The organism is Vibrio penaeicida, from assembly GCF_019977755.1.
Lineage (GTDB): Bacteria > Pseudomonadota > Gammaproteobacteria > Enterobacterales > Vibrionaceae > Vibrio > Vibrio penaeicida.
Genome location: NZ_AP025145.1, coordinates 1,230,859 through 1,250,441, shown reverse-complemented (window position 1 = coordinate 1,250,441; position 19,583 = coordinate 1,230,859). Strand labels below are relative to the sequence as shown.

21 protein-coding genes are annotated in these 19,583 nt (G+C 41.4%); 11 read left to right on the top strand and 10 right to left on the bottom strand.

Features of this window, described 5'->3' with window-relative positions; all coding sequences use genetic code 11:
- Positions 1-202 precede the first annotated feature (202 nt).
- Positions 203-1,417, bottom strand: coding sequence for a sensor domain-containing diguanylate cyclase (locus tag LDO37_RS23855; protein ID WP_126609528.1), 1,215 nt, complete (start codon positions 1,415-1,417; stop codon positions 203-205).
- Positions 1,418-1,774: 357 nt separating this feature from the next.
- On the opposite strand from LDO37_RS23855, the gene LDO37_RS23850 reads away from it, so the two are divergent.
- From LDO37_RS23850 to LDO37_RS23840, 3 genes are all read left to right on the top strand, one after another.
- Positions 1,775-2,137, top strand: a complete 363-nt coding sequence (locus LDO37_RS23850; protein WP_126607955.1) for an NADH:ubiquinone oxidoreductase — start codon at positions 1,775-1,777, stop codon at positions 2,135-2,137.
- A 378-nt stretch (positions 2,138-2,515) separates the two neighbouring features.
- Positions 2,516-3,520, top strand: coding sequence for a response regulator (locus LDO37_RS23845; protein ID WP_126606462.1), 1,005 nt, complete (start codon positions 2,516-2,518; stop codon positions 3,518-3,520).
- Positions 3,520-3,969 (top strand): PAS domain-containing protein, encoded by a 450-nt coding sequence (locus tag LDO37_RS23840; protein WP_101112955.1) that lies wholly within the window; start codon positions 3,520-3,522, stop codon positions 3,967-3,969. The genes LDO37_RS23845 and LDO37_RS23840 overlap by 1 nt, the downstream gene beginning before the upstream one ends.
- A gap of 172 nt (positions 3,970-4,141) precedes the next feature.
- Here the strand turns inward: LDO37_RS23840 and LDO37_RS23835 are convergent, their stop codons facing one another.
- Entirely contained in the window at positions 4,142-5,137 is a 996-nt protein-coding gene (locus LDO37_RS23835; RefSeq protein ID WP_126606463.1) for a 2-hydroxyacid dehydrogenase, read from the bottom strand.
- 410 nt (positions 5,138-5,547) lie between these two features.
- On the opposite strand from LDO37_RS23835, the gene LDO37_RS23830 reads away from it, so the two are divergent.
- Complete coding sequence (locus tag LDO37_RS23830) at positions 5,548-6,591, top strand: GMP reductase (protein ID WP_126606465.1); 1,044 nt, start codon at positions 5,548-5,550, stop codon at positions 6,589-6,591.
- Positions 6,592-6,820: 229 nt separating this feature from the next.
- Complete coding sequence (locus tag LDO37_RS23825) at positions 6,821-7,408, top strand: phospholipid scramblase-related protein (RefSeq protein WP_126608273.1); 588 nt, start codon at positions 6,821-6,823, stop codon at positions 7,406-7,408.
- A 76-nt stretch (positions 7,409-7,484) separates the two neighbouring features.
- Here LDO37_RS23825 and LDO37_RS23820 read toward each other — a convergent pair whose 3' ends face one another.
- Positions 7,485-7,940 (bottom strand): hypothetical protein, encoded by a 456-nt coding sequence (locus tag LDO37_RS23820; RefSeq protein ID WP_101112961.1) that lies wholly within the window; start codon positions 7,938-7,940, stop codon positions 7,485-7,487.
- A 251-nt stretch (positions 7,941-8,191) separates the two neighbouring features.
- Here LDO37_RS23820 and LDO37_RS23815 point away from each other — a divergent pair, with 251 nt between their 5' ends.
- Complete coding sequence (locus LDO37_RS23815) at positions 8,192-8,644, top strand: GNAT family N-acetyltransferase (protein WP_126608272.1); 453 nt, start codon at positions 8,192-8,194, stop codon at positions 8,642-8,644.
- 142 nt (positions 8,645-8,786) lie between these two features.
- Entirely contained in the window at positions 8,787-9,584 is a 798-nt protein-coding gene (locus LDO37_RS23810) for a Cof-type HAD-IIB family hydrolase (RefSeq protein WP_185829833.1), read from the top strand.
- A 126-nt stretch (positions 9,585-9,710) separates the two neighbouring features.
- Here LDO37_RS23810 and LDO37_RS23805 read toward each other — a convergent pair whose 3' ends face one another.
- Positions 9,711-10,169: a MarR family winged helix-turn-helix transcriptional regulator gene (locus tag LDO37_RS23805; RefSeq protein ID WP_126608271.1), complete on the bottom strand. Its 459-nt coding sequence runs from the start codon at positions 10,167-10,169 to the stop codon at positions 9,711-9,713.
- Positions 10,170-10,259: 90 nt separating this feature from the next.
- Between LDO37_RS23805 and LDO37_RS23800 the strand changes: the two genes are divergently transcribed.
- From LDO37_RS23800 to LDO37_RS23790, 3 genes are all read left to right on the top strand, one after another.
- Positions 10,260-11,408, top strand: a complete 1,149-nt coding sequence (locus LDO37_RS23800) for an Acg family FMN-binding oxidoreductase (protein WP_126608270.1) — start codon at positions 10,260-10,262, stop codon at positions 11,406-11,408.
- A 237-nt stretch (positions 11,409-11,645) separates the two neighbouring features.
- On the top strand, positions 11,646-11,792 hold the full coding sequence (locus LDO37_RS23795; protein WP_185829832.1) for a hypothetical protein: 147 nt from the start codon (positions 11,646-11,648) through the stop codon (positions 11,790-11,792).
- A gap of 198 nt (positions 11,793-11,990) precedes the next feature.
- Positions 11,991-12,572, top strand: a complete 582-nt coding sequence (locus LDO37_RS23790) for a tetratricopeptide repeat protein (protein WP_221768545.1) — start codon at positions 11,991-11,993, stop codon at positions 12,570-12,572.
- Positions 12,573-13,006: 434 nt separating this feature from the next.
- Here LDO37_RS23790 and LDO37_RS23785 read toward each other — a convergent pair whose 3' ends face one another.
- From LDO37_RS23785 to phhA, 5 genes are all read right to left on the bottom strand, one after another.
- Entirely contained in the window at positions 13,007-13,393 is a 387-nt protein-coding gene (locus LDO37_RS23785) for an ectoine synthase (RefSeq protein WP_126608268.1), read from the bottom strand.
- Between the two features lie 9 nt (positions 13,394-13,402).
- On the bottom strand, positions 13,403-14,668 hold the full coding sequence (ectB, locus tag LDO37_RS23780; RefSeq protein WP_224055464.1) for a diaminobutyrate--2-oxoglutarate transaminase: 1,266 nt from the start codon (positions 14,666-14,668) through the stop codon (positions 13,403-13,405).
- A gap of 23 nt (positions 14,669-14,691) precedes the next feature.
- Positions 14,692-15,219, bottom strand: a complete 528-nt coding sequence (gene ectA, locus LDO37_RS23775; protein ID WP_126608192.1) for a diaminobutyrate acetyltransferase — start codon at positions 15,217-15,219, stop codon at positions 14,692-14,694.
- A 332-nt stretch (positions 15,220-15,551) separates the two neighbouring features.
- On the bottom strand, positions 15,552-15,890 hold the full coding sequence (locus LDO37_RS23770) for a 4a-hydroxytetrahydrobiopterin dehydratase (protein ID WP_126608193.1): 339 nt from the start codon (positions 15,888-15,890) through the stop codon (positions 15,552-15,554).
- Positions 15,891-15,899: 9 nt separating this feature from the next.
- The gene (gene phhA, locus LDO37_RS23765; protein WP_126608194.1) at positions 15,900-16,688 is read right to left on the bottom strand and encodes a phenylalanine 4-monooxygenase; all 789 of its coding nucleotides are present in this window, start codon (positions 16,686-16,688) and stop codon (positions 15,900-15,902) included.
- Positions 16,689-17,049: 361 nt separating this feature from the next.
- On the opposite strand from phhA, the gene LDO37_RS23760 reads away from it, so the two are divergent.
- Entirely contained in the window at positions 17,050-17,676 is a 627-nt protein-coding gene (locus LDO37_RS23760) for an outer membrane beta-barrel protein (RefSeq protein WP_185829825.1), read from the top strand.
- Between the two features lie 125 nt (positions 17,677-17,801).
- Here LDO37_RS23760 and LDO37_RS23755 read toward each other — a convergent pair whose 3' ends face one another.
- Entirely contained in the window at positions 17,802-19,187 is a 1,386-nt protein-coding gene (locus tag LDO37_RS23755; protein WP_148112141.1) for a putative bifunctional diguanylate cyclase/phosphodiesterase, read from the bottom strand.
- Between the last annotated feature and the right edge of the window lie 396 nt (positions 19,188-19,583).

Sequence of the window (19,583 nt, the reverse complement as noted above, 5' to 3'; positions counted from 1 at the left end):
CCACCCGTGAGGGTTTGTTAGGTTCTAAAATATTTTTTGTCTTTATCAAAAAAAGACACAAGAGGTGCGCGCGGATTATAAACAATCCCGATGTGATTGGAATCCCTTTTTCAACATAAATTCGGAATAATTTCGGGATCAGAGTTTCATTAGTTAGGGGTAGGTATTGACAGTGTTGGAATGATGTTAATGAAAGGTTGAATTAGCTGTAAAAGTCTTTGTCTGTGGTGACGATGCAATTTTTTCCAAGTTTTTTCGCTTCATACAATGCACGGTCTGCTCGTTGGATCATCGTGTTGTAATTGGAGTCTTCGTCACTAGAACAAGCGACGCCAAATGAAGCTGTTGTGGCTTCTTTAAAGCCCCATTTGTTTACCTTAGATCGTATTGCCTGAGCGTAGCAAAGTGCTTGCTCGTATTTATAGTCACTCATGCATACAATGAATTCTTCCCCTCCCCATCGTGCGCTAAATGCTTGGTCGCCCAACACCTCGTTTAATACGGCAGCAAACGCCTTGAGCGTTTTGTCTCCACCGGAATGCCCATACTTATCGTTGACCGATTTAAAGTCGTCCAGGTCAATCAAAATACAGCTCATCGATTGGTCGAGGTAGTGGCGATTTTCTAAAGTCGTTGTCATGAACCGACGATTATGAAGCCCTGTGAGGGAGTCGTGATTCGCCTGATAGGTGAGCTTTTCTTCCATAAAGAGTTGCTCTGTAACATCCAGCACAGAAACTTGTACGGCGGGCTGACCATCCCAATCAATTAAGCGCTCGGAGAGCTTAAAATAAGCGGTGGACCCATCTAGTCGTGTGTTTCTGACGGTGACGTTTTGGCTGGTTTTTTCTCCATCGAGCAACATTTGATATCGAGACAGAGCGACCTCTTGATAATTGACCGGTATATGATCGAGAACGGAAGCTGTCTGCATAAAAGATTCAACGTCAGAATAACCCAGCATTTTCACGTAGGTTTGATTGACCAATAGAGGATCAAAATCGCGGTGAACAAGTATGCCTTGAAGTGAACCTTCTACCAATTCACGGTAGCGCCTTTCATTCTCACGAAGCTGTATCAACGCTTCTTCCTGAGTTGACATATCAATGACGGTCACTTGCAAAGCAGGTTTCCCCTCCCATTCGATAACATGATCAATTGCCAGCACTGAGAACTCTCTACCATTTCTATCGATATTAACAGAGGAGTGCATTCTTGGCCGTTGCTGATCAGTCAAAATCATTCGATAGGTATCGATGGCTTCTTCGTGATCACTAGGCGCGATGAGATCGAGCAGGCTGCTTAATCTATAGATCTCATCTACCGTGCTAAACCCGTAGATATTGGCAAAAGCTAAATCGACGTAGAGCGCTTTGAAGTTGCGCTGAATGACAACGCCATAAGTACTATCGAACAAAGTAAGACTCTAATGGTTGTGAAAATTAAATGGTAACTCACAACTAAGGGGGGGATGTGATGATCGAGCTCTCGAAAACAGAATTTCCATTGCTTTAGTGATGAGAATTTAGAATGTTAATTTTATGTGAATATATTTTTATTAAACTGCATTTCAATTGAAAAATCAGGCTTTGCGAGTGTAAGTAAATGTTTCTGGTGTTAACCATTTGTAAATGCGTGTTTATGTAAGAAAAAAATCAACGTTATGTAACATTTTTTTACTTGAAATTGAGCGATAAATGCGCAAAATGACGCTGAAAACTAAGATTTCGATAATGAAAGGACACATTCCCTTAATTTAGGTAATGGTGAATATATGAAACTGATTTTAATATTGCTGGCTTCTGTATCTGCGGGTGTTGCTTCTGCGGATCACTTTCATTCTTTCATGCTAGGGCTTGCTGTTTCAGCGTTGGCTGTTGGTAGCTGCTACTGGTTCTGTTTCCGTAGTACTCGCTTCCCGGCATTAGCAGTGGTACTTCTACTTTGCGGCATGCTTTCTAAGCTCACCATTACTGTTTCTGGCGTAATGATTGGTGTAAACGAAGGCTTAATGACTTCTCCTTTAGTGTTTTCATTAACCTATCTTTACTTCTCCATTGTTATTACCTATTTGTGGTTCAGTTATCGCCAAAGCGTTATAGAAGTTCCTAAGAAACTCACCACTGCAAAAGCTTAGATTGCAATATTGGTAACGCTCGAAACGTTGCCAAACAAAAGAATTAATGAAAGGCCTTCCTAAACGGAAGGCCTTTTTGCATTTGCAACAAAATGAACTGATATCGTAACCCTAAGACTAAGCGTGATAAAACCGCCATATTGGTAAAATATGATTAATAATTAATCGGTTACACAATATGCCGTTCCTTAGCTTATTTATATCCTATATTGTATATAGAAGTGGTGGGAATCTTGCGCTGATTTTCTCTTTAGATGTGTTAAAGTTCACCATTCTGTTTAAAGATGCCCAAGTAAAAATTTAGTGAAAAAAGTACTATGGTTTGGGTATAAGCAATTATTTTAAGTATGTATTTCATACGCGACCTATGGTGAATCAATGTCATTTCCTATTCTTATCTGTGACGACTCCGCATTAGCCCGTAAACAGATGGCACGTTCACTTCCTGCTTCGCTTGGGGCAGATATAACTTTTGCTGTTCATGGACTCGATGCATTAGAACAACTTCAAACGCGTGAATTCAAATTGATGTTTCTCGACCTTACCATGCCAGAACTGGATGGATACGGTACGCTTGAAGAGATTGGGAAACGCGGAATAGACATTAAAGTGGTGGTGGTATCGGGGGATATCCAGCCTAAAGCAAAAGAAAAAGTGATGTCCTTAGGGGCAAAAGCGTTTTTGCAAAAACCGATTAACAAAGATGATTTAAAAGAAACACTAAAATCGCTTATTGAGCCAGCCACAAAACCACAAACTTACATGCCCTCAGCGGTTGAGCTCCCTGTTCTTAAAAGGCGCGACATATACATGGAAGTGGCCAACGTTGCGATTGGTCGAGCGGCTGATGCGCTTGCTCGCCATTTCGATGTGTTTGTGCACTTACCATTACCTAATGTAAATATTTTTGAAGTCAGTGAGTTGCACATGGCACTACGCGATTTGGCTGACAATGACCAAGTTTCGGGGGTTTGCCAAGGGTTCAGTGGTGAAGGGATCGCAGGGGAGGCACTTGTACTTCTTAGCGATTCTTCAGTTACCGACATCAACAAACTCATGCAATTACCAGCGGATAATGAGCATGAAGAACTTGAGTTGTTAATGGACGTGTCCAACATTTTGGTCGGTTCGTTCTTAAACGGATTAGGCGAGCAGTCCGAAGTGCGCTTCTTCCAAAGTTCTCCTGTTTTATTGGGGCAACACATCCCAATCGATTCAATTATTCAGTCCACGTCTGGATCGTTCACCAAAACCATGACCTTCGAAGTAAGCTACAACATAGACGGCACGAACATTAATTGTGACTTGTTGTTTATGTTTGTAGATGAATCTCTTCCTTTGTTGGATAACAAATTAGCTTACTTAATGGAGGATGATCTGTAATGCTGAATCTACCTGCAGAATTCGAACAGTTCCACTGGATGGTGGATATAGTACAAAACGCAGAAATGGGGTTAGTAGTACTGGATAGTGAATACAATATTCAGGTTTGGAATGGCTTTATGACCCACCACAGTGGAAAACAAGCGCACGAAGCTATTGGTAAGTCTTTGTTTGAGGTGTTCCCTGAAATCCCAAGAGAATGGTTTGTTCTTAAAGCAAAGCCTGTATTCAATATGGGTTGCCGCAGCTTTATCACTTGGCGTCAACGTCCGTATTTGTTCCGTTGCCGTAATGTTCGCCCAATCACGCAGCAGGCAGAGTTTATGTATCAAAACGTCACTCTTAACCCGATGCGAACACCAACAGGGCAGGTTAAATCGATGTTTTTGTCGATTCAAGACGCCACAGCAGAAGCAGTTATAGCAGGCGAAACAGAAAATACTCGGTAGCCGATGTCAGCATGTAACATAGCCATTAAAGAGAAAGCCCGATAGATCATGACTATCGGGCTTTCTTTTATGCGGCAATCCTAAGGCTTACGCTTCTGTGTAAAGCACTTAGATTTTACGCGCTTAGGTTTAACGTACCTAGGTGTAAAGATTTAGTGGGCTATTAAGTCACTTATGAAGCAACTTCATTTATGCTGCCGCCATTTTTTATTACGTCCGTAATGTTTTGTAGTGTTACCGAAGCGATACTACTTAGGGCGTCTTCTGTTAAGAACGCTTGATGCCCAGTAAAGATCACATTGTGACAAGCGGACAACCTTCTAAACACATCGTCTACAATCACATCGCTTGATTTATCTTGGAAGAATAATTCCTTCTCATTGTCGTAAACATCTAAACCGAGTGCCCCTATCTTACCTGACTTAAGTGCCTCAATAGCGGCAGCAGAATCGAGCAAGTCCCCACGACTGGTGTTAATAATCATGACACCATCTTTCATTTGGGCAAATGCAGCAGCGTTCAACATGTTTTTGTTTTCTGGAGTCGAAGGGCAGTGCAAGCTAACGACATCCGCGTGTTTATAGACGTCCTCTAGTGCACAATACTTAACGCCCAAATCGATAGCTTGAGGATTTTGGTATGGATCGAAACATAAAATTTCCATTCCTAACCCTTTTAATATTCGCATGGTCGCCAAACCAATTTTACCCGAGCCCACAATACCTGCGGTTTTACCGTGAAAGTTAAAGCCGACCAAGCCTTCAAGGTTGAAGTTAGCATCGCGCGTGCGTTGGTATGCTTTATGATACTTTCGGTTAAGGCAAAGCATTAACCCTACAGCGTGCTCGGCAATAGATTCCGGTGAATAAGCTGGAACGCGCACTATCTTGATGTTTAATTCTTGAGCTGCATGGAGATCCACGCGATCAAATCCAGCACATCTCATAGCAACAACCTTAACTCCGATATCAGCAAGCTGTTGTAGTACTGGTTGAGACAAATCGTCATTCACGAATGCGCAAACCACTTCGCAGCCAGAGGCCAAGCGAGCAGTTTGCTCAGTCAATCGGAAGTCATGAAACTCAAAAGCATACGAATAATGCTCGTTTTCGTGATTAAAACTTCGCTCGTCGTAAGACTTAGAGCTGAAAAATGCGATCTTTAGCATGACTGTACTCCTCAATAATAGAGTTAGTTATTAGTATAAGTGCTATTGATACAGTTGATTGAAAGAAAAATAAACCCCAAAATTAATGAGCGTTAACTGGTTGTTATTAAAGAGGTTGTAGTATCGTTGAAGAGGTAAAAACCAGAGAAATGAATAGGATAAAACGCAAAAAGGTAGGGTTTTGGGTATGATTTCTTCGGTAAGGTAACACAAAAAAATTACAATTATTAGTCTTGTCAGGAATCTTTAAGTGCCTATAATGCTGAAAACCGGAGCGTCTGCCAACGCTCCGGTTTTTTTGTGTCCGAAAAACGTGAAACTCTTCTGCCAAAGAGATTCGCGCTTGAAAGCCGGCCTGCCAGCCAACTTTCTACGGGCATGCAATACACAGTTAAAGGAAATTGCATACCATGCGTATCGAACAAGAACTCAAGTTAGGTTTTAAAGATGTCCTGTTTCGCCCGAAACGTTCTACCCTGAAAAGCCGTTCCCAAGTAAATTTAACCCGCGAGTTTACATTCAAGCACAGTGGTCGTCAATGGTCGGGTGTCCCTGTCATTGCAGCGAATATGGATTCTGTCGGCAGTTTTGAAATGGCGAAAGCCCTTGCCGAAAATGGTGTCATGACCGCAATTCACAAGCACTACACCACAAATGATTGGGCGGAGTTTGTTAAAACCGCTAATAAAAGCGTGTTGAACAATGTCATGGTGAGTACCGGTACATCTGATGCCGACTTCCAGAAAACCCAAGATATTCTAGCCCTAAGCGACGAGCTGATTTTTATTTGTATCGACATAGCTAATGGTTACTCCGAGCACTTGTGTGAATACGTTTCTAAAGTGCGCGCCGCATTCCCAGATAAAGTAATTTCTGCTGGTAATGTTGTCACCGGTGATATGACGGAAGAACTGATTCTCGCAGGTGCGGATATAGTGAAAGTAGGTATTGGCCCAGGCTCAGTATGTACGACACGCGTAAAAACGGGTGTAGGTTACCCGCAACTCTCAGCCATTATTGAGTGTGGCGATGCCGCACACGGTTTAGGCGGTACGATTATTGGCGATGGCGGCTGTTCTTGTGCGGGGGATGTATCCAAAGCATTCGGTGGCGGAGCCGACTTTGTGATGCTTGGTGGCATGCTAGCAGGTCATGAAGAATCGGGTGGGGAGTTACTTGAAAAAGACGGCAAAATGTACATGAAGTTTTATGGCATGTCTTCCCAATCTGCGATGGATAAGCACTCCGGCGGCGTCGCTAAGTATCGTGCAGCAGAAGGTAAAACTGTTTTATTGCCGTTCCGTGGTCCGGTTGAAAACACCATTCAAGATATTCTAGGCGGCGTACGCTCAACCTGCACGTATGTAGGTGCAGCCAAGCTAAAAGAACTGACCAAGCGCACCACGTTTATCCGAGTTCAAGAGCAAGAAAATAACGTATACGGCAAAGAATAAGTTTACGATTTTTCTTCGTGAAAAATGAAAAGACCGCTCTTAAAAGGAGCGGTTTTTTATGGTTAGTATATGAATTTTATTAGTCTCGCCCTATGTAAGCTGCGCTTACCCAAACAAATTGTGCTCGCTCTCATAGAACTGGGAAACTTTTCTTTTTATCAAAGAGTTAAATGATAAAAGAACTACTAAGAAAATTTTGGCTTAGGTATGAACCCACCGGAGGAATAGAGTGGTAGATGTAATTAATAAAAACCTGTTTTTGGTAAAGGAACATGTTGGCATGTTTAAGGCAGCCAATAACTTCGATATATACGACCCAGAATCAGGTGACATGATCATGGAGTGTCGAGAACCCACCCTTGGGTTCTTTACTAAACTACTGCGCTTTACAGACTATAAGCGGATGACACCGTTTGATATTCAAATAAAAACCCCAGATGGGCAACGAGTAGTCCGTATCCAAAGGGGAATTTCGCTTTTTTTATCTAAAGTGACAGTGACTGACCACAATAATGAATTGATTGGTGAATTCGAGCAGAAACTGTTTTCAATAGGTGGGAAATTTGCGCTGCTAGATAAGCGTGGTGAAGAGATGTGTCAACTAGAAGGTAAATGGACTGGTTGGGACTTCTACTTCAAAAACAACGATAAAGAGCTTGCTCACGTATCTAAAAAGTGGGCTGGCATCGGGAAAGAAATGTTTACTAGCGCTGATAACTATGTGTTGGAAATTGCCAGCGATGTTCCAGAAAATGATGATGTTAGAAAGCTTATTCTGGCGGCTGTTATGTGTATTGATATGGTGTTAAAAGAATAGCACGAGTGCGCTAAACGAAAAACGCAGCACCGAATCGGTTGCTGCGTTTTCATAATATGTGTATTAAATCGAGTGGCTATTTGTACATGCCTTCCACTTCTTTAAAAAGGTTGGTGATCTCACGCGTTCTTGTGATTCCACGCTTTTCTAAGATCCAATCCTGAACTCCTTTATAAGCTTCTCTGAAGGTGCGATTTTTCAGCTGCCAATCGGTCGAAACTTGCTTGCCATCGACAGATACTTGCGCTCTGAGTACTTCTACCACGCTTCCGTTATTTGTTCGTCGAAGACGTTTGCTTAACCCTTTAACAGAGCCATCAGCATGGAATATTTGGTTTACATCGAGTGTAAGCCGAATTTCGCGTACCTTTCGTTTTTCAGAGAGTTGTTCTTGGAACTCACGAGCAGACTTTTCTGCTTTTTTGGGTGTTCCAAATTTAGAAAAAGGGAAGTATTTCTGAACATTGAGTACTTTATCTTGTACACGATAGCCTTTTGGCGATGTTTTGGTAGGGTAAAGCATTACTGTCATTACTTGGGTCTCTTTCTAAACGCTTTCTCTATTTTGAGCTGCCAGAATAAGTTACCAGCATTAAGACTAAGCGTTGTGTTGCGTGTTCACTAAGCCACATATATCGGTAATTCATTAGACCGTTAAAGCAGCATATCATTCAGTTAATTGTACACCAAAAAAAATAGACTAATGTTAATGTTCTAACAAAAAACAAGTTAAGTGTTTTATAACAAGATGTTAAGTTGAGCTTTTGGCTATGGGAGAAAGCTATGGATATAAGAAGAGTAGAAGAAACCGATATGGCTGCAGTCGTTGAACTTGTAGAGAAGGTCGCGAATTCTGATATTTTGCCTCATTTTAGTGAAAAAGGAAGAATGACCTTTATATCAAAAGTGCTTCCTGATTTAAAAACTGTATTTGATAAAGCCAATTTTTACAGTGTTAAAGCCGTTGAAAGAGGACAGCTTATTGGTTTTGGGGCTCTCCGGGAAGGTTCGTACATTACTCACCTTTTTGTTGATACTAGGCAGCAAGGAAGTGGGGTAGGCAAAAAGTTATTGCAGCACCTCTTGGATCGTTCTGAACTCGACTGCGTAAGCTTAAAATCATCAGTCAATGCAGTTTCTTTCTATGAATCGCAAGGTTTTGAAGCAACAGATTCTGAATCTGAGGTTAGCGGTATCCGATTTGTTCCTATGCGTTATTTTAACAAGGAAAAGTAACGGTTTGGGTGCATCATGATATTAATTTATTCACGCTATTAACGTTTTGTGGCATTTTAGTTTTCAATGATTAGATTAGGTCTACAGCGCCTAGGTTTTTGTTGTTGAAGCAAAAATCGTAGATAAGTATTTTGGAGTCGTTTTGTTAGAAAAGATTAAGTTTATTGCCACGGATATGGATGGCACATTGCTCGATAGCTCAAAAAATCTTCCCTCAGAGTTCTATGATATTTTTCATGCGTTACGCGAAAAAGAGGTTCTATTTGCGGCTGCGTCTGGTAGGCAATATTACAGTTTGTTGAGTATGTTTGAGTCTATTGCAGATGACATGCTTTTCATTGCAGAAAACGGCGCGATCGTCATGCATCAGGGGAAAGAGCTGTACAGCGCTGTTATTCCTAAGGAAGAAGTACACGATATTGTTGTTACTGTTCGTGAAATTGAAAATTCAGACATCGTTTTATGTGGAAAGGATTCAGCCTACATTGAAACGAATGACCCGAGTAAGTTCGAAGAGATCCAAAACTATTATCATCGTGTAAAAAACGTAGAGGATTTGCTCGATGTCGATGATGAGTTTATTAAAATAGCCATTCTGAATTATGAAGGCACTGAAGAGCACGTATACCCAGTTGTATCTGAAAAATTCGGAGACTCTCACCAAGTGGTAGTAAGCGCAAAAATTTGGCTCGATTTTATGCATAAAGACGCTTCAAAAGGCACAGCGATAAGGCATCTACAAAAAATGTTCGATTTTGATTTCGAGCAGAGCATGAGCTTTGGCGATTACTTCAACGATGTCGAAATGCTGAAAGAAACGTATCACAGCTACGCTATGGAAAACGCCCATCCTGAAATAAAAGCGCTAGCTCGCTTTGAAGCGCCTCATCAAGATAAACAAGGCGTTTTAACGGTAATCAAAGAGAAGGTGCTTGCCTAGAATAGAGGCGAAAAAATTCAATGAGTGCCTGTAGGTTTATTGCTACGGGCATTGAATTAAAGTCGTGTCTTTTAATAAGACGGATTCTATTCTTATTCCCAACCCAAAACTGCCTTCACTGGGAAGCTAGCTTAGATCTCGATTCTCATCTAACCAATCTTTTAACTTATTGGAATGCTTTAGCATTTGCAGCATTTCGTTATTATCCCAATTCTTAAAGCAAGCTTCGATTGTGGGCATAAAGCTCATAAAAGCGAGCTGAACCTTATCTAATCCAGCGCTGTTTATTTTAATCCACTTTTTCCTTCCATCTGTTTCGTCTTTTCTTATTTCAATTAGCCCATCCTTTGCGAGCTTGTTGATCACCTTAGTAATGCCAGGCTGGTTCATTTGCATAACTTGAGCCAATTGGCTGATGGTTTGTTCGCGTTCTGGCTGGTGTGAAAAGTGATTCAGCAAATTGAACTGGGACTGGTTAATTCCAATAGGTGCCAGCGCTTTGTTAAGCCAAGAGTCGGTGAGTTGATTAATTATTCCTAATGTAATCATTATCTTAATGGGTGTTTGCTGTTTTTCTGTCGACATTATGAACAAAACCTCTTGATATATATTCCTTGGAATGTATATTTATTCCATGGAATGCAGTTTAGCAAATGAATTAAAGAGGGTATAGCAATGGAAAGAAGGAATTTCATTAAAGTGATGGGCGCTGGGGCAGTCGTTTTGGCTGCTGCACCTGTTTTGGTCAGTAATGTTTCAAGCTCTTCTGATCTTTCATTTAGACCGGCACTGACTTATTCGGATCTTAGGAAGACACTCATCAGCTACGCAATGTTGTGCCCAAATCCTCACAATATCCAGCCATGGAAGGTCGCTTTTAAAGGCGAAGATACAATTTTGTTGTATGTCGACGAGGACAGGTTGTTACCTCAAACGGATCCGATTCATCGCCAAATCCATATTGGTCAGGGTACGTTTATTGAAAGTCTAGTCGTGGCTGCAAGCCATTTTGCAACAAAGGCAGACGTGCAATATTTTCCGCTAGGCGAGTACGGTAATCAGGTGTTGGAAAACAAGCCAGTTGCAGCGATTAAACTTGTGCCAGATACGAGCATTCAACCGGATCCCTTGTTCCCTTATCTTGTTACGCGTCAATCAAATAAAACCGAATACACTAATGCAAAGCTTACGGATACTGAGTTGAACGCTATCCTTAATGTTGTAGAAACGAAAGGCAGCGAATTAAGATTGGTGCAAACGGAAGAATACAACCAAGAAATGCGACACTTCCTTAATCAAGCAATGGAAATAGAAGAGCAAAAAAGTTCGCGCAGCCTTGAAACAATAGGCATGTTCCGTTTTAACGATGATGAATTCAAACAGTATAGAGATGGCTTTGGTTTGCCACAAAACGGTGTTCTAGGCGCGAAGCGGTGGGTCGCAGAGCAGTTCTTTTTGAGTCGTGAATCGGCTGAAAAAGATCCAACGGCTTTTGGCAAAGAAGGGGTCAAACTAACAAAAGCAGTTACTGCAAGCACACATCATTTTGCTATGTTGATAACGGAGGGAAACACAAGAAAAGACCAATTAAAAGTGGGGCGCTTATACAACAGAATCAATCTGGTGACGGCTTCAATGGGTATTGCACAACACCCAATGAGCCAAATACTGCAGGAATATCAAGATATGCTTCCATTACAAGAAAGCTTCAAACAGCACTTTAATGTACACAAAGCGCATACAGTGCAAATGGTGTTTAGGCTGGGCAAAGCGAAACCCACACCTGAATCTCCGAGAAGAGAAGTTAGCGATTTACTGATTTAGGTTGAGCATCCGTTATGTTTTAGGCGTGTATAAAGATCGGTAGTGGTCACGTCATGCTATCGATCTTTATTTCGTAATTTGGGTAGATCAAAGTAAATGAGCTTTGTCTTATCTCTGCTATTAGAAGCTCCGGCCAACTGCAAGTTTGCTCTCATATTTTATCGGAGTACTCACTTAGACTGAATTGGTGCACATTGCACTTTGTTTGCTCGCTTAAAATGTTTACAAGGAGGCAACATGAATAGAAGTCATAGCTCAAATGGTGGTGGTCATAGAGGAAGCCCAAGAGGACCTTCTTACCAACCCAGCTCAGGCGTTAATTGGCAGCGTTCTTCAAGTAACCCACCGAAAAAGCCCCAGGAAAATGAGGGTAATGCGAAGTAATTCAGCAAGGTAAACCATTGGAGGCATCTATGAGTCTGTGTTTTTCATCACGATACCTAGGTGCCTCTTCAGACGATGTACACGGGTCTAAGTTGAGAATGCGAGTTACTTAGCATTAATGTATAACGTTAACCTAGATTTTACGTTTTCGTGACATACTTTTGGCTCTACCGAAGGTTAAGACTCAGGATCATGGAATTGTCAGACATAGAAAAAGTGAAAAGATTTATCACTTCTTTGATTCGAAAAGAATTAAATGATGAAGATCTTAAACGTGAATCTAATGAGTTTTTCAAAGACAGCGCAAATTTACTCAATAAAGATTTCATGGAAGCGCTTCTAGCTAGAAGAGTGGACAACGCTTTAGTAAATGTAAACATCATTGTTGAGTATGCTTATCGTGGTTCACCTGTTGCCCAGTTGTTTACAGGAGTAGGTCGGCTCGTAGGCTTGGGGGCTGAGAAAAACGAGAGTGAAGGTATCTTTTGGCTGAAACGATCGTATGGCGGAAAAAATACTAATGCTGCGATGATCCTTTATACCGTATACGCCAGTGGAATTGGTGTGTTTGAGGATATGGCGAAAGCGAGAACGTATTTAAATGGTGCCGCCGATCTAAATGTTCCAAAAGCACAATACATGCTTGCTCAAATGTTGTTCAGCGGAGAAGGCGGCGCAGTAGATGAAGATCATGCCATTGAGTATATGTACAAGGCGGCCAAGAACAACTGCCAGGATGCTATCGAATTTTTGTCTAAGAATGAGTTAACTCTATCTTAAACTTTTTATCTTCTATTTGTATCGAGCCGCTTTTTAGCGGCTCTTTTATTAGACGCGATTTTAAGTTTGAAACACGCGACTTATCTCTTAAACGAGATAATGTAAAATTTATGAGCCTTTTAAGTACATTTACATAACTTTACACGATACGGTATCGAACTTTAACTGGTTGTTGGGCATGATTTACTCATAATAAAACCATACAAACATAGGTGATATATGAGTAATCGTCTTTCAACCCCTACAGTTATTTTTCATTGGCTTGTGGGCATCAGCTTTATCGTGACATTGGGAATGGGTAAGTTTGTTGAAAGGTGGTAACTGGTTGGCTTTATTTGGAATGGAATTGGCTGAAAAAAGTGAAAAGATTAGTTTAAAGAATGCGATCTTAACGCATAGCGTGCTTAAGACCGCATGGATATTCGTGGTGCGAGTTACTCTACAATTGGGTATACGCCGTTTTCGTCATGAACTTCGTTGCCAGTAATCGGCGGGTTGAATACACAAGCCATTACCATTTCTTTATCTTTGTACGCTCTTAGGTAGTGCTCATCATGTTTGTCGAGAATGTAAAGCGTACCTGGTTTAATTGGATAAGTTTTACCGCCAATTACCTCGATTTCGCCTTCACCGCTCATGCAGTAAACAGACTCAAGATGATTTTTATAGTGGATGTGAGTTTCCGTATTTTCATAAATAGTAGTGATATGAAACGAAAAGCCCATCTTGTCATCTTTAAGCAACATGCGGACGCTTTCCCAGTTGTCTGATACGACACGGCGCTCGCTGTTTTGACATTCTTCCAAAGTTCTAACAATCATTCTAAATTCCTAAGATGCTTTCTTTACTATCTGTTGAGCGGCTGCTTCAGAAGACGCTTCAAATATTTCTAAGCCTTGAGCCAGTTCAGCCTCTGTAATCGTGAGAGGGCAGAAGAATTTAACAACTTCGTCATTCGGTCCCGCAGTCTCGATGATCATACCGCGATCAAAGCAATTTCGAGTAATAAGACCAGCGACATCAGGGCTTTTACACTCGATACCAATCATCATTCCGCGACCTTTTATTCTTTCAAATAAGTGAGGGAAGTTAAGAAGTGATTGTTCTAAGTGTTTGTGAATTTGGCTAGCGCGTTCAGAGATGTGTTGTTCGAACTGATTGTCTGTCCAATACAGTTCCAACGCTTTTGTTGCGGTAACGAAAGCATGGTTGTTGCCACGAAACGTACCGTTGTGCTCTCCTGGGTTCCAAACATCCAACTCAGGTTTAAGCAGTACAACCGCCATTGGCAAACCAAACCCGCTAATGGATTTAGATAAAGTCACGAGATCAGGCTTGATACCAGAAGGCTCAAAGCTGAAGAATGTACCAGTGCGTCCGCAGCCGGCTTGGATATCGTCGACAATCAGCAAGATTTGATGTTTTTTACAAATGGCGCTCAGTTTTTGCAACCATACGTTGCTGGCAACGTTTAAGCCTCCTTCTCCTTGAACCGCTTCAAGTAGAACGGCAGCAGGCATATCGAGACCACTTGAGTTGTCTGAAAGCATGGTTTCGAATAACGCGAGCCCATCGACGTTGGCATAATTTTCGAAGGGTATACGAGTTACACCAGTGAGCGCCATTCCTGCACCGCCACGGTGGTGTTGGTTACCTGTTGCTGCAAGAGCACCTATAGAACAACCGTGGAATCCGTTCGTAAACGCAACAACGTTTTGTCGACCAGTGAATTTTCTGGCGAGTTTTAATGCAGCTTCGACCGCATTGGTTCCAGTAGGACCAGTGAACTGCACTTTATAGTCCAGATTGCGTGGTGCAAAGATATGCATGTCTAATGCGTGTAGAAATTCCGCTTTGGCTTCAGAATGCATGTCTAAGCCATGTGTAATGCCGTCGTTAGCTATGTATGTCAGTAAAGCATCTTTCAAAACTGGGTTGTTATGTCCGTAGTTTAGAGACCCTGCGCCAGCAAGAAAATCTAAATACTTATTGTTATTTTCTGTTTCTAGCCAACTACCTTGCGCTTTTTGAAAAACAACTGGAAAGTTATTTGAATAGGATCTGACTTTAGATTCCTTTTTCTTAAAGATATCCATTGTGGGACCGCTTTTTCCTTGGGTTAAATTTTAAGTAGAGGGATGCGATACAAATATTCGGTATCGTGCTTGCCTTTGAAATGTTCGGCTTCATCCAAAAATATGGTTTTGCTTCCGGTGTTCCCGTTTTCTTTATCTAATTTCTTAAACAGACTCCAAGAAGCCTGATTTGATTCGGTAATCGTCGTTTCCACGCACTCTATCGCTTTCAAGCTTTCTCTTTTCAATAGCGCTTTCAACATTGAAAATGCCAGCCCTTTTCCCCTGTGATTTGGGGAGACGGCAACTTGCCAAACAAACAAGTCCTTCGGTGAGCTAGGTTTACAATAACCGGAAATGAACCCCGCCAGTTCACCATCAAATTCAGCGACGATACATGTGTCTTTGAAGTGAAAGGACTGTAAGAAATTACAATAGGAGGAGTTGGTGTCTAGAGGAGGACAGCTCTCTATAAGCTGGTGAATATCATCGCCGTCCTTTTTGTTTGGGTTGCGAAATATCCACTTTGTTTTTGCCTTGTCTAATTCTACCCATGGGGCTGCAATTGTCATTTGATGCCACACATTCCTTTAGAGGTCTAAACATTATTGCTTCGCAGAAGGGTACATTATTTAGAGATCAAATCAAGCTGAACTCATTTTATTAGTATTAATGAGATCACTGTCACGCATTATGTGATTAGAATGGTTGAATTCTAAAGTTTAGTGTACGAACTAAAAGGTGACGTATTTGTCACTAGAGAATCATCTGGGGGTCAAATTAGCGCTAATATCGAGCGCTTTTGATTATGTGGCTTATGGGTAAAGGGGGAATTGTTTGAGGACGAGGGAGCGTCATAACCTCGAGGCTTACAATGCAAACCTGAGGTTACGAGTAAAACTGTTTAGAGCAGCGAATCTGTTTTTGCTGCGCAGATAAAATCATTTTTATGGAGACCTTTGATCGAGTGACTCCACCATTGAACGGTCACTTTTCCCCATTCGGTTGTCAGTGCTGGATGGTGCCCTTCTTCTTCAGCCATATCACCAATGCGATTAGTAAACGCTAAAGCGAGTTTAAAGTTTTTAAATGTATAGACTCTTTCGAGTTGTGAAATACCGTTCACATTGATGAGTCGCCAATCGGGGATTTGGCTTAATAACTCCTTGGCTTCTTCGGTTTCAACTTGTGGCGCATCAAAACGGCACGCTTCGCAAGATGACTCTAACAGTGCTTCTGACATGATTTTTCCTTAATCGTGTTCAAGTTCATACATGGGCGAATGTAGACCCAGTGATTTGGCGTGTTTAATAAGCGACATAATATCAAGATTAGCTATGTCGAAAAGCTCGCTAATTTTGTCGATGTAAAAGTATTTTGGTTGCATGATGTTGATTCGGTATGGGGTTCGCAAAACATCAAGTGGGTTTAGTGGAGCGAATACGGGCTGGTCGCTGTAAACGTATTGAGTTTCACCTGGGCTAGAAAGTATTCCACCACCATATATGCTGACTCCGCTGCTATTTTTAATCAGGCCAAATTCGACTGTGAACCAATACAAACGGGCAAGATAAACTCTGTCTTCTTTAGAAGCCTTTAGCCCTAATTTACCGTAAGAGTGGGTAAAAGCAGCAAAGGCTGGGTGAGTCAGCATCGCACAATGACCAAATATTTCATGGAAAATATCAGGTTCTTGAAGGTATTCCATTTCTTCTCTTTTACGAATAAAAGTGGCAACTGGAAACTTTCGTTCAGACAACATTTCGAAAAACTTGTCGAAGCTTATTAAGGCCGGTACCGCTTCGCATTGCCACCCCGTTTCTGAAGAGAGTACAGAATTAATTTCGTGAAGTTGTGGAATACGTTCCTGTGGAAGGTTTAGCTTATTTAGTCCTTCCATGTACTCATGGCACGCTCTGTTTTTAATACAGTTAAGTTGCCTGTGAATGAGTGTCTGCCACACGCTATTTTCTTCGTCAGTCCACCGAATGACACCGTTTTCGTCCGCTTTCTTTGATTGATATTTGCTCTGCTTAGTCATAAGTCACCACGATGTTGCAAATATGTTGCGTTGATGTGGTAACTATCGATGAAAAGTAAATGGTCGTCTACAAATCCACCAATTTCTCGAAATCATAATCTGTAACAATTAATTTACATGCGCATTTAAACGCCTGAGCCTAGTTAGTACCGAGGATAATAAGGTGTTCTAAATCACGTAATGAAAATAAGAGGTAATTTGTTCAGCGAAAATTCATAAATCACTCTATTGATATGCATATAAGTTGTGTAGAATCTCGCGCGCTCAATCAATCATGAGAATTTGGTGCCATTGTTGGAAGATTTTCTTGCAAAGCTCAACTTCTTTAAACATAACCCAGTCAGATTATTTGGATATTGTTTTGAAAAAACAGTTTGCTTTAGTTTTTGCCAGTGCAGTCGCATTATCCTCACATGCTAGTGCAGAAAAGCGCCCAGAGGCTTATCAATTATTTACTGCCAAGGTTGGCGGATCCAGTTTCCAGTCTAAAGTGGCGAGTGTTGGCGATTATGAATTGGTAGGGCGATCTTTGTCGCTTGAATACTCGCGTATGACCTCAAGTTGGGCTGAGGCGGAGGATATTTATTTGGGCGTTGCGCTGTCTGGCGATATTCATTACAACTCAAAGAAAAAGTCAGACACGTCTTCCCTTTACGAAGTGGAAGAAATTAGCTCTGTTGTTTTGAACGCAGCGCCAAAAATAACGTATTCGCTAACAGACTGTATCGATATCTACGGCAGCGCTGGTTTATCTTATGGGTATGTCGAAGCGTTGGAATACAAAAAAACGTTAACGGTTGATAAAGATTCCAAACCAAAAGCAAAAGGCTTCGGGTACATGTGGGCAATTGGAAGCGCCTACCGATTGGATAACAATTTTGAGTTCGGTGCTGAGTTACGTGGTAACCACCTATCGCTTAAGAAGGATGGGAAAGAAGGGGATGCAAACCTATATGCCTTATACGTGACTATGGGGTACGAGTTTTAATCCATTAATAAACCCTATTTAAACTCGTTATCACTTTTGTAAACGGTGATATTTGAGTCGACAATCAAACTTGCAGTAACTGGCGCGATTTTGTCTATCCAATTTTTTTAGCTAATTTGGATTTACTAGATGGCGCTTTTTAGTTGATGCTGTTTTGTCCAGTAAACAATATTGTCTATTGTTTGTGCCCGACCATTAATGAACCCTTGTACATAGTCACAGTTCGCAGTGTCGAGCAATGCCATCAGTTCTGTTTCTTCAACGCCTTCAGCAATTACGGTGCAGTTCAGCCCATGTGCCAACGAAATAGATGAGCGGACAATGGCATGGTCAGAATCGCTCCTGTGCATGCCAGATACAAAGGAGCGGTCAATTTTAATTTGATCGATCGGGAGCTCTCTTAGCAACGTTAGCGAAGAGTAACCTGTACCGAAGTCATCTAAACTGATCTTAAAACCGATCGCCCTCAGTGCATCTAATACTTGTTTAGTATTGTTCAAATCTTTAAGCATATTGCTTTCCGTCACTTCTAGAACAAGTCGGCTAGGATTGATTTGGTCGCTGTCCACCAATTGTTTGAGATTGTTAAATAGCGCTCGGCTATTTAAGTCTTTAGCTGACAGGTTTAAGTGAATACTGGCGTCGATCCCTGATTCATTAAAGATTTGCATATCAAGTATTACTTGATTAACCACCCAATCTGTAATGTCGCGAATAATATGCGACTGTTCTGCAATTGGAATGAATTTTTCGGGTGAAATGAACGTACCGTCGGGTTGAGGCCACCGAATTAACGCTTCGTAACCGTACAGAGAGTTGTACCTAGTGTTGACGATAGGCTGGTAGTGAAGCTCAAATTCTTGATTGTGCAGTGCGGACGTTAGCTGGCTGGATATGGCGAGTTGTTCTTTGGCTTTATCCGCTAGATGGCTTGAGTAGAAATACAAACCGCAACCGGAGCGCTTTGCTTCATACATTGCAACATCGGCTTGCTTGAGGATCTGATCTTTCTCTGTGCTGTATTCCGGGTAAATACTGACGCCAGTACTGATGGAGGTAATGATGCTGTATTCACCAAGATTGAATGGGTGGCTCAACTCCTCTGATATTTCATAATAAAGTTCTTCAATAGGCTTTCGACCACCAGTTCGTAAAATTATGACGAACTCGTCCCCCCCGATTCGAGAGAAAAAAGCCTGTTTAGGCAACACCATACTCAATCTTTGGCTTATTTGCTGGAGTAACATATCCCCAAATTGGTGACCCATTGCATCATTCACGTATTTAAAATTGTTTACATCAAACAACAACACAGAAAATGGTGTTCTCCGCTCAATGCGTTTGTCGAGTTGACGCATGCAAAACTGACGATTGGGCAGTTTGGTTAAAGAATCGTGAAGCGCGTTATAGCGCTCCAGTTGAGCTATATCGTCAATCTGATTGATGCTTTTTTGACTGTAGTTGACGACTAAAGCAACGAATAAGCTTCCCCCAAACAAGATCGCCGCCATACCTAATTCGATATAACTTACGGAACGTATGTTGAGTAAATATAAGAGGAATAATGTGTAGCCTAGCGTGAACGTAATAATGAGTGTTAGTAATATCTGCCAACCTAGCTCATGAGTCTTCTGGCAAATTTGGATAGCAGGCCTGAGCCCAAAACCCAAAAATACAATCCCCAGAAAAACGAGCAAGTCAGCAAATAGAATCACATTTAACCCTTAACAATGGCTGCGCGAATAGGTGTTGCGCATAAGCTTTAGATGTATAAGAAATCCTCTTCCTACATCTATTACAGATAAAGTATAGACAACGTTCCAAACATATTTCGTAAAATGGTCAGCTTGGCGGGTGCGTAAGTTTAAGAATTCATCACGCTTAGCGTATATGACGTTTTAATCTTA

What these genes read in the sequence shown, in the direction of transcription:
- LDO37_RS23850 (WP_126607955.1), top strand. Translation starts at nt 1,775, where the DNA reads ATGAAACTGATTTTAATATTGCTGGCTTCTGTATCTGCGGGTGTTGCT.
- LDO37_RS23845 (WP_126606462.1), top strand. Translation starts at nt 2,516, where the DNA reads ATGTCATTTCCTATTCTTATCTGTGACGACTCCGCATTAGCCCGTAAA.
- LDO37_RS23840 (WP_101112955.1), top strand. Translation starts at nt 3,520, where the DNA reads ATGCTGAATCTACCTGCAGAATTCGAACAGTTCCACTGGATGGTGGAT.
- LDO37_RS23835 (WP_126606463.1), bottom strand. Translation starts at nt 5,137, where the DNA reads ATGCTAAAGATCGCATTTTTCAGCTCTAAGTCTTACGACGAGCGAAGT.
- LDO37_RS23830 (WP_126606465.1), top strand. Translation starts at nt 5,548, where the DNA reads ATGCGTATCGAACAAGAACTCAAGTTAGGTTTTAAAGATGTCCTGTTT.
- LDO37_RS23820 (WP_101112961.1), bottom strand. Translation starts at nt 7,940, where the DNA reads ATGACAGTAATGCTTTACCCTACCAAAACATCGCCAAAAGGCTATCGT.
- LDO37_RS23815 (WP_126608272.1), top strand. Translation starts at nt 8,192, where the DNA reads ATGGATATAAGAAGAGTAGAAGAAACCGATATGGCTGCAGTCGTTGAA.
- LDO37_RS23805 (WP_126608271.1), bottom strand. Translation starts at nt 10,169, where the DNA reads ATGTCGACAGAAAAACAGCAAACACCCATTAAGATAATGATTACATTA.
- LDO37_RS23800 (WP_126608270.1), top strand. Translation starts at nt 10,260, where the DNA reads ATGGAAAGAAGGAATTTCATTAAAGTGATGGGCGCTGGGGCAGTCGTT.
- LDO37_RS23795 (WP_185829832.1), top strand. Translation starts at nt 11,646, where the DNA reads ATGAATAGAAGTCATAGCTCAAATGGTGGTGGTCATAGAGGAAGCCCA.
- LDO37_RS23785 (WP_126608268.1), bottom strand. Translation starts at nt 13,393, where the DNA reads ATGATTGTTAGAACTTTGGAAGAATGTCAAAACAGCGAGCGCCGTGTC.
- ectB (WP_224055464.1), bottom strand. Translation starts at nt 14,668, where the DNA reads ATGGATATCTTTAAGAAAAAGGAATCTAAAGTCAGATCCTATTCAAAT.
- ectA (WP_126608192.1), bottom strand. Translation starts at nt 15,219, where the DNA reads ATGACAATTGCAGCCCCATGGGTAGAATTAGACAAGGCAAAAACAAAG.
- LDO37_RS23770 (WP_126608193.1), bottom strand. Translation starts at nt 15,890, where the DNA reads ATGTCAGAAGCACTGTTAGAGTCATCTTGCGAAGCGTGCCGTTTTGAT.
- phhA (WP_126608194.1), bottom strand. Translation starts at nt 16,688, where the DNA reads ATGACTAAGCAGAGCAAATATCAATCAAAGAAAGCGGACGAAAACGGT.
- LDO37_RS23755 (WP_148112141.1), bottom strand. Translation starts at nt 19,187, where the DNA reads ATGGCGGCGATCTTGTTTGGGGGAAGCTTATTCGTTGCTTTAGTCGTC.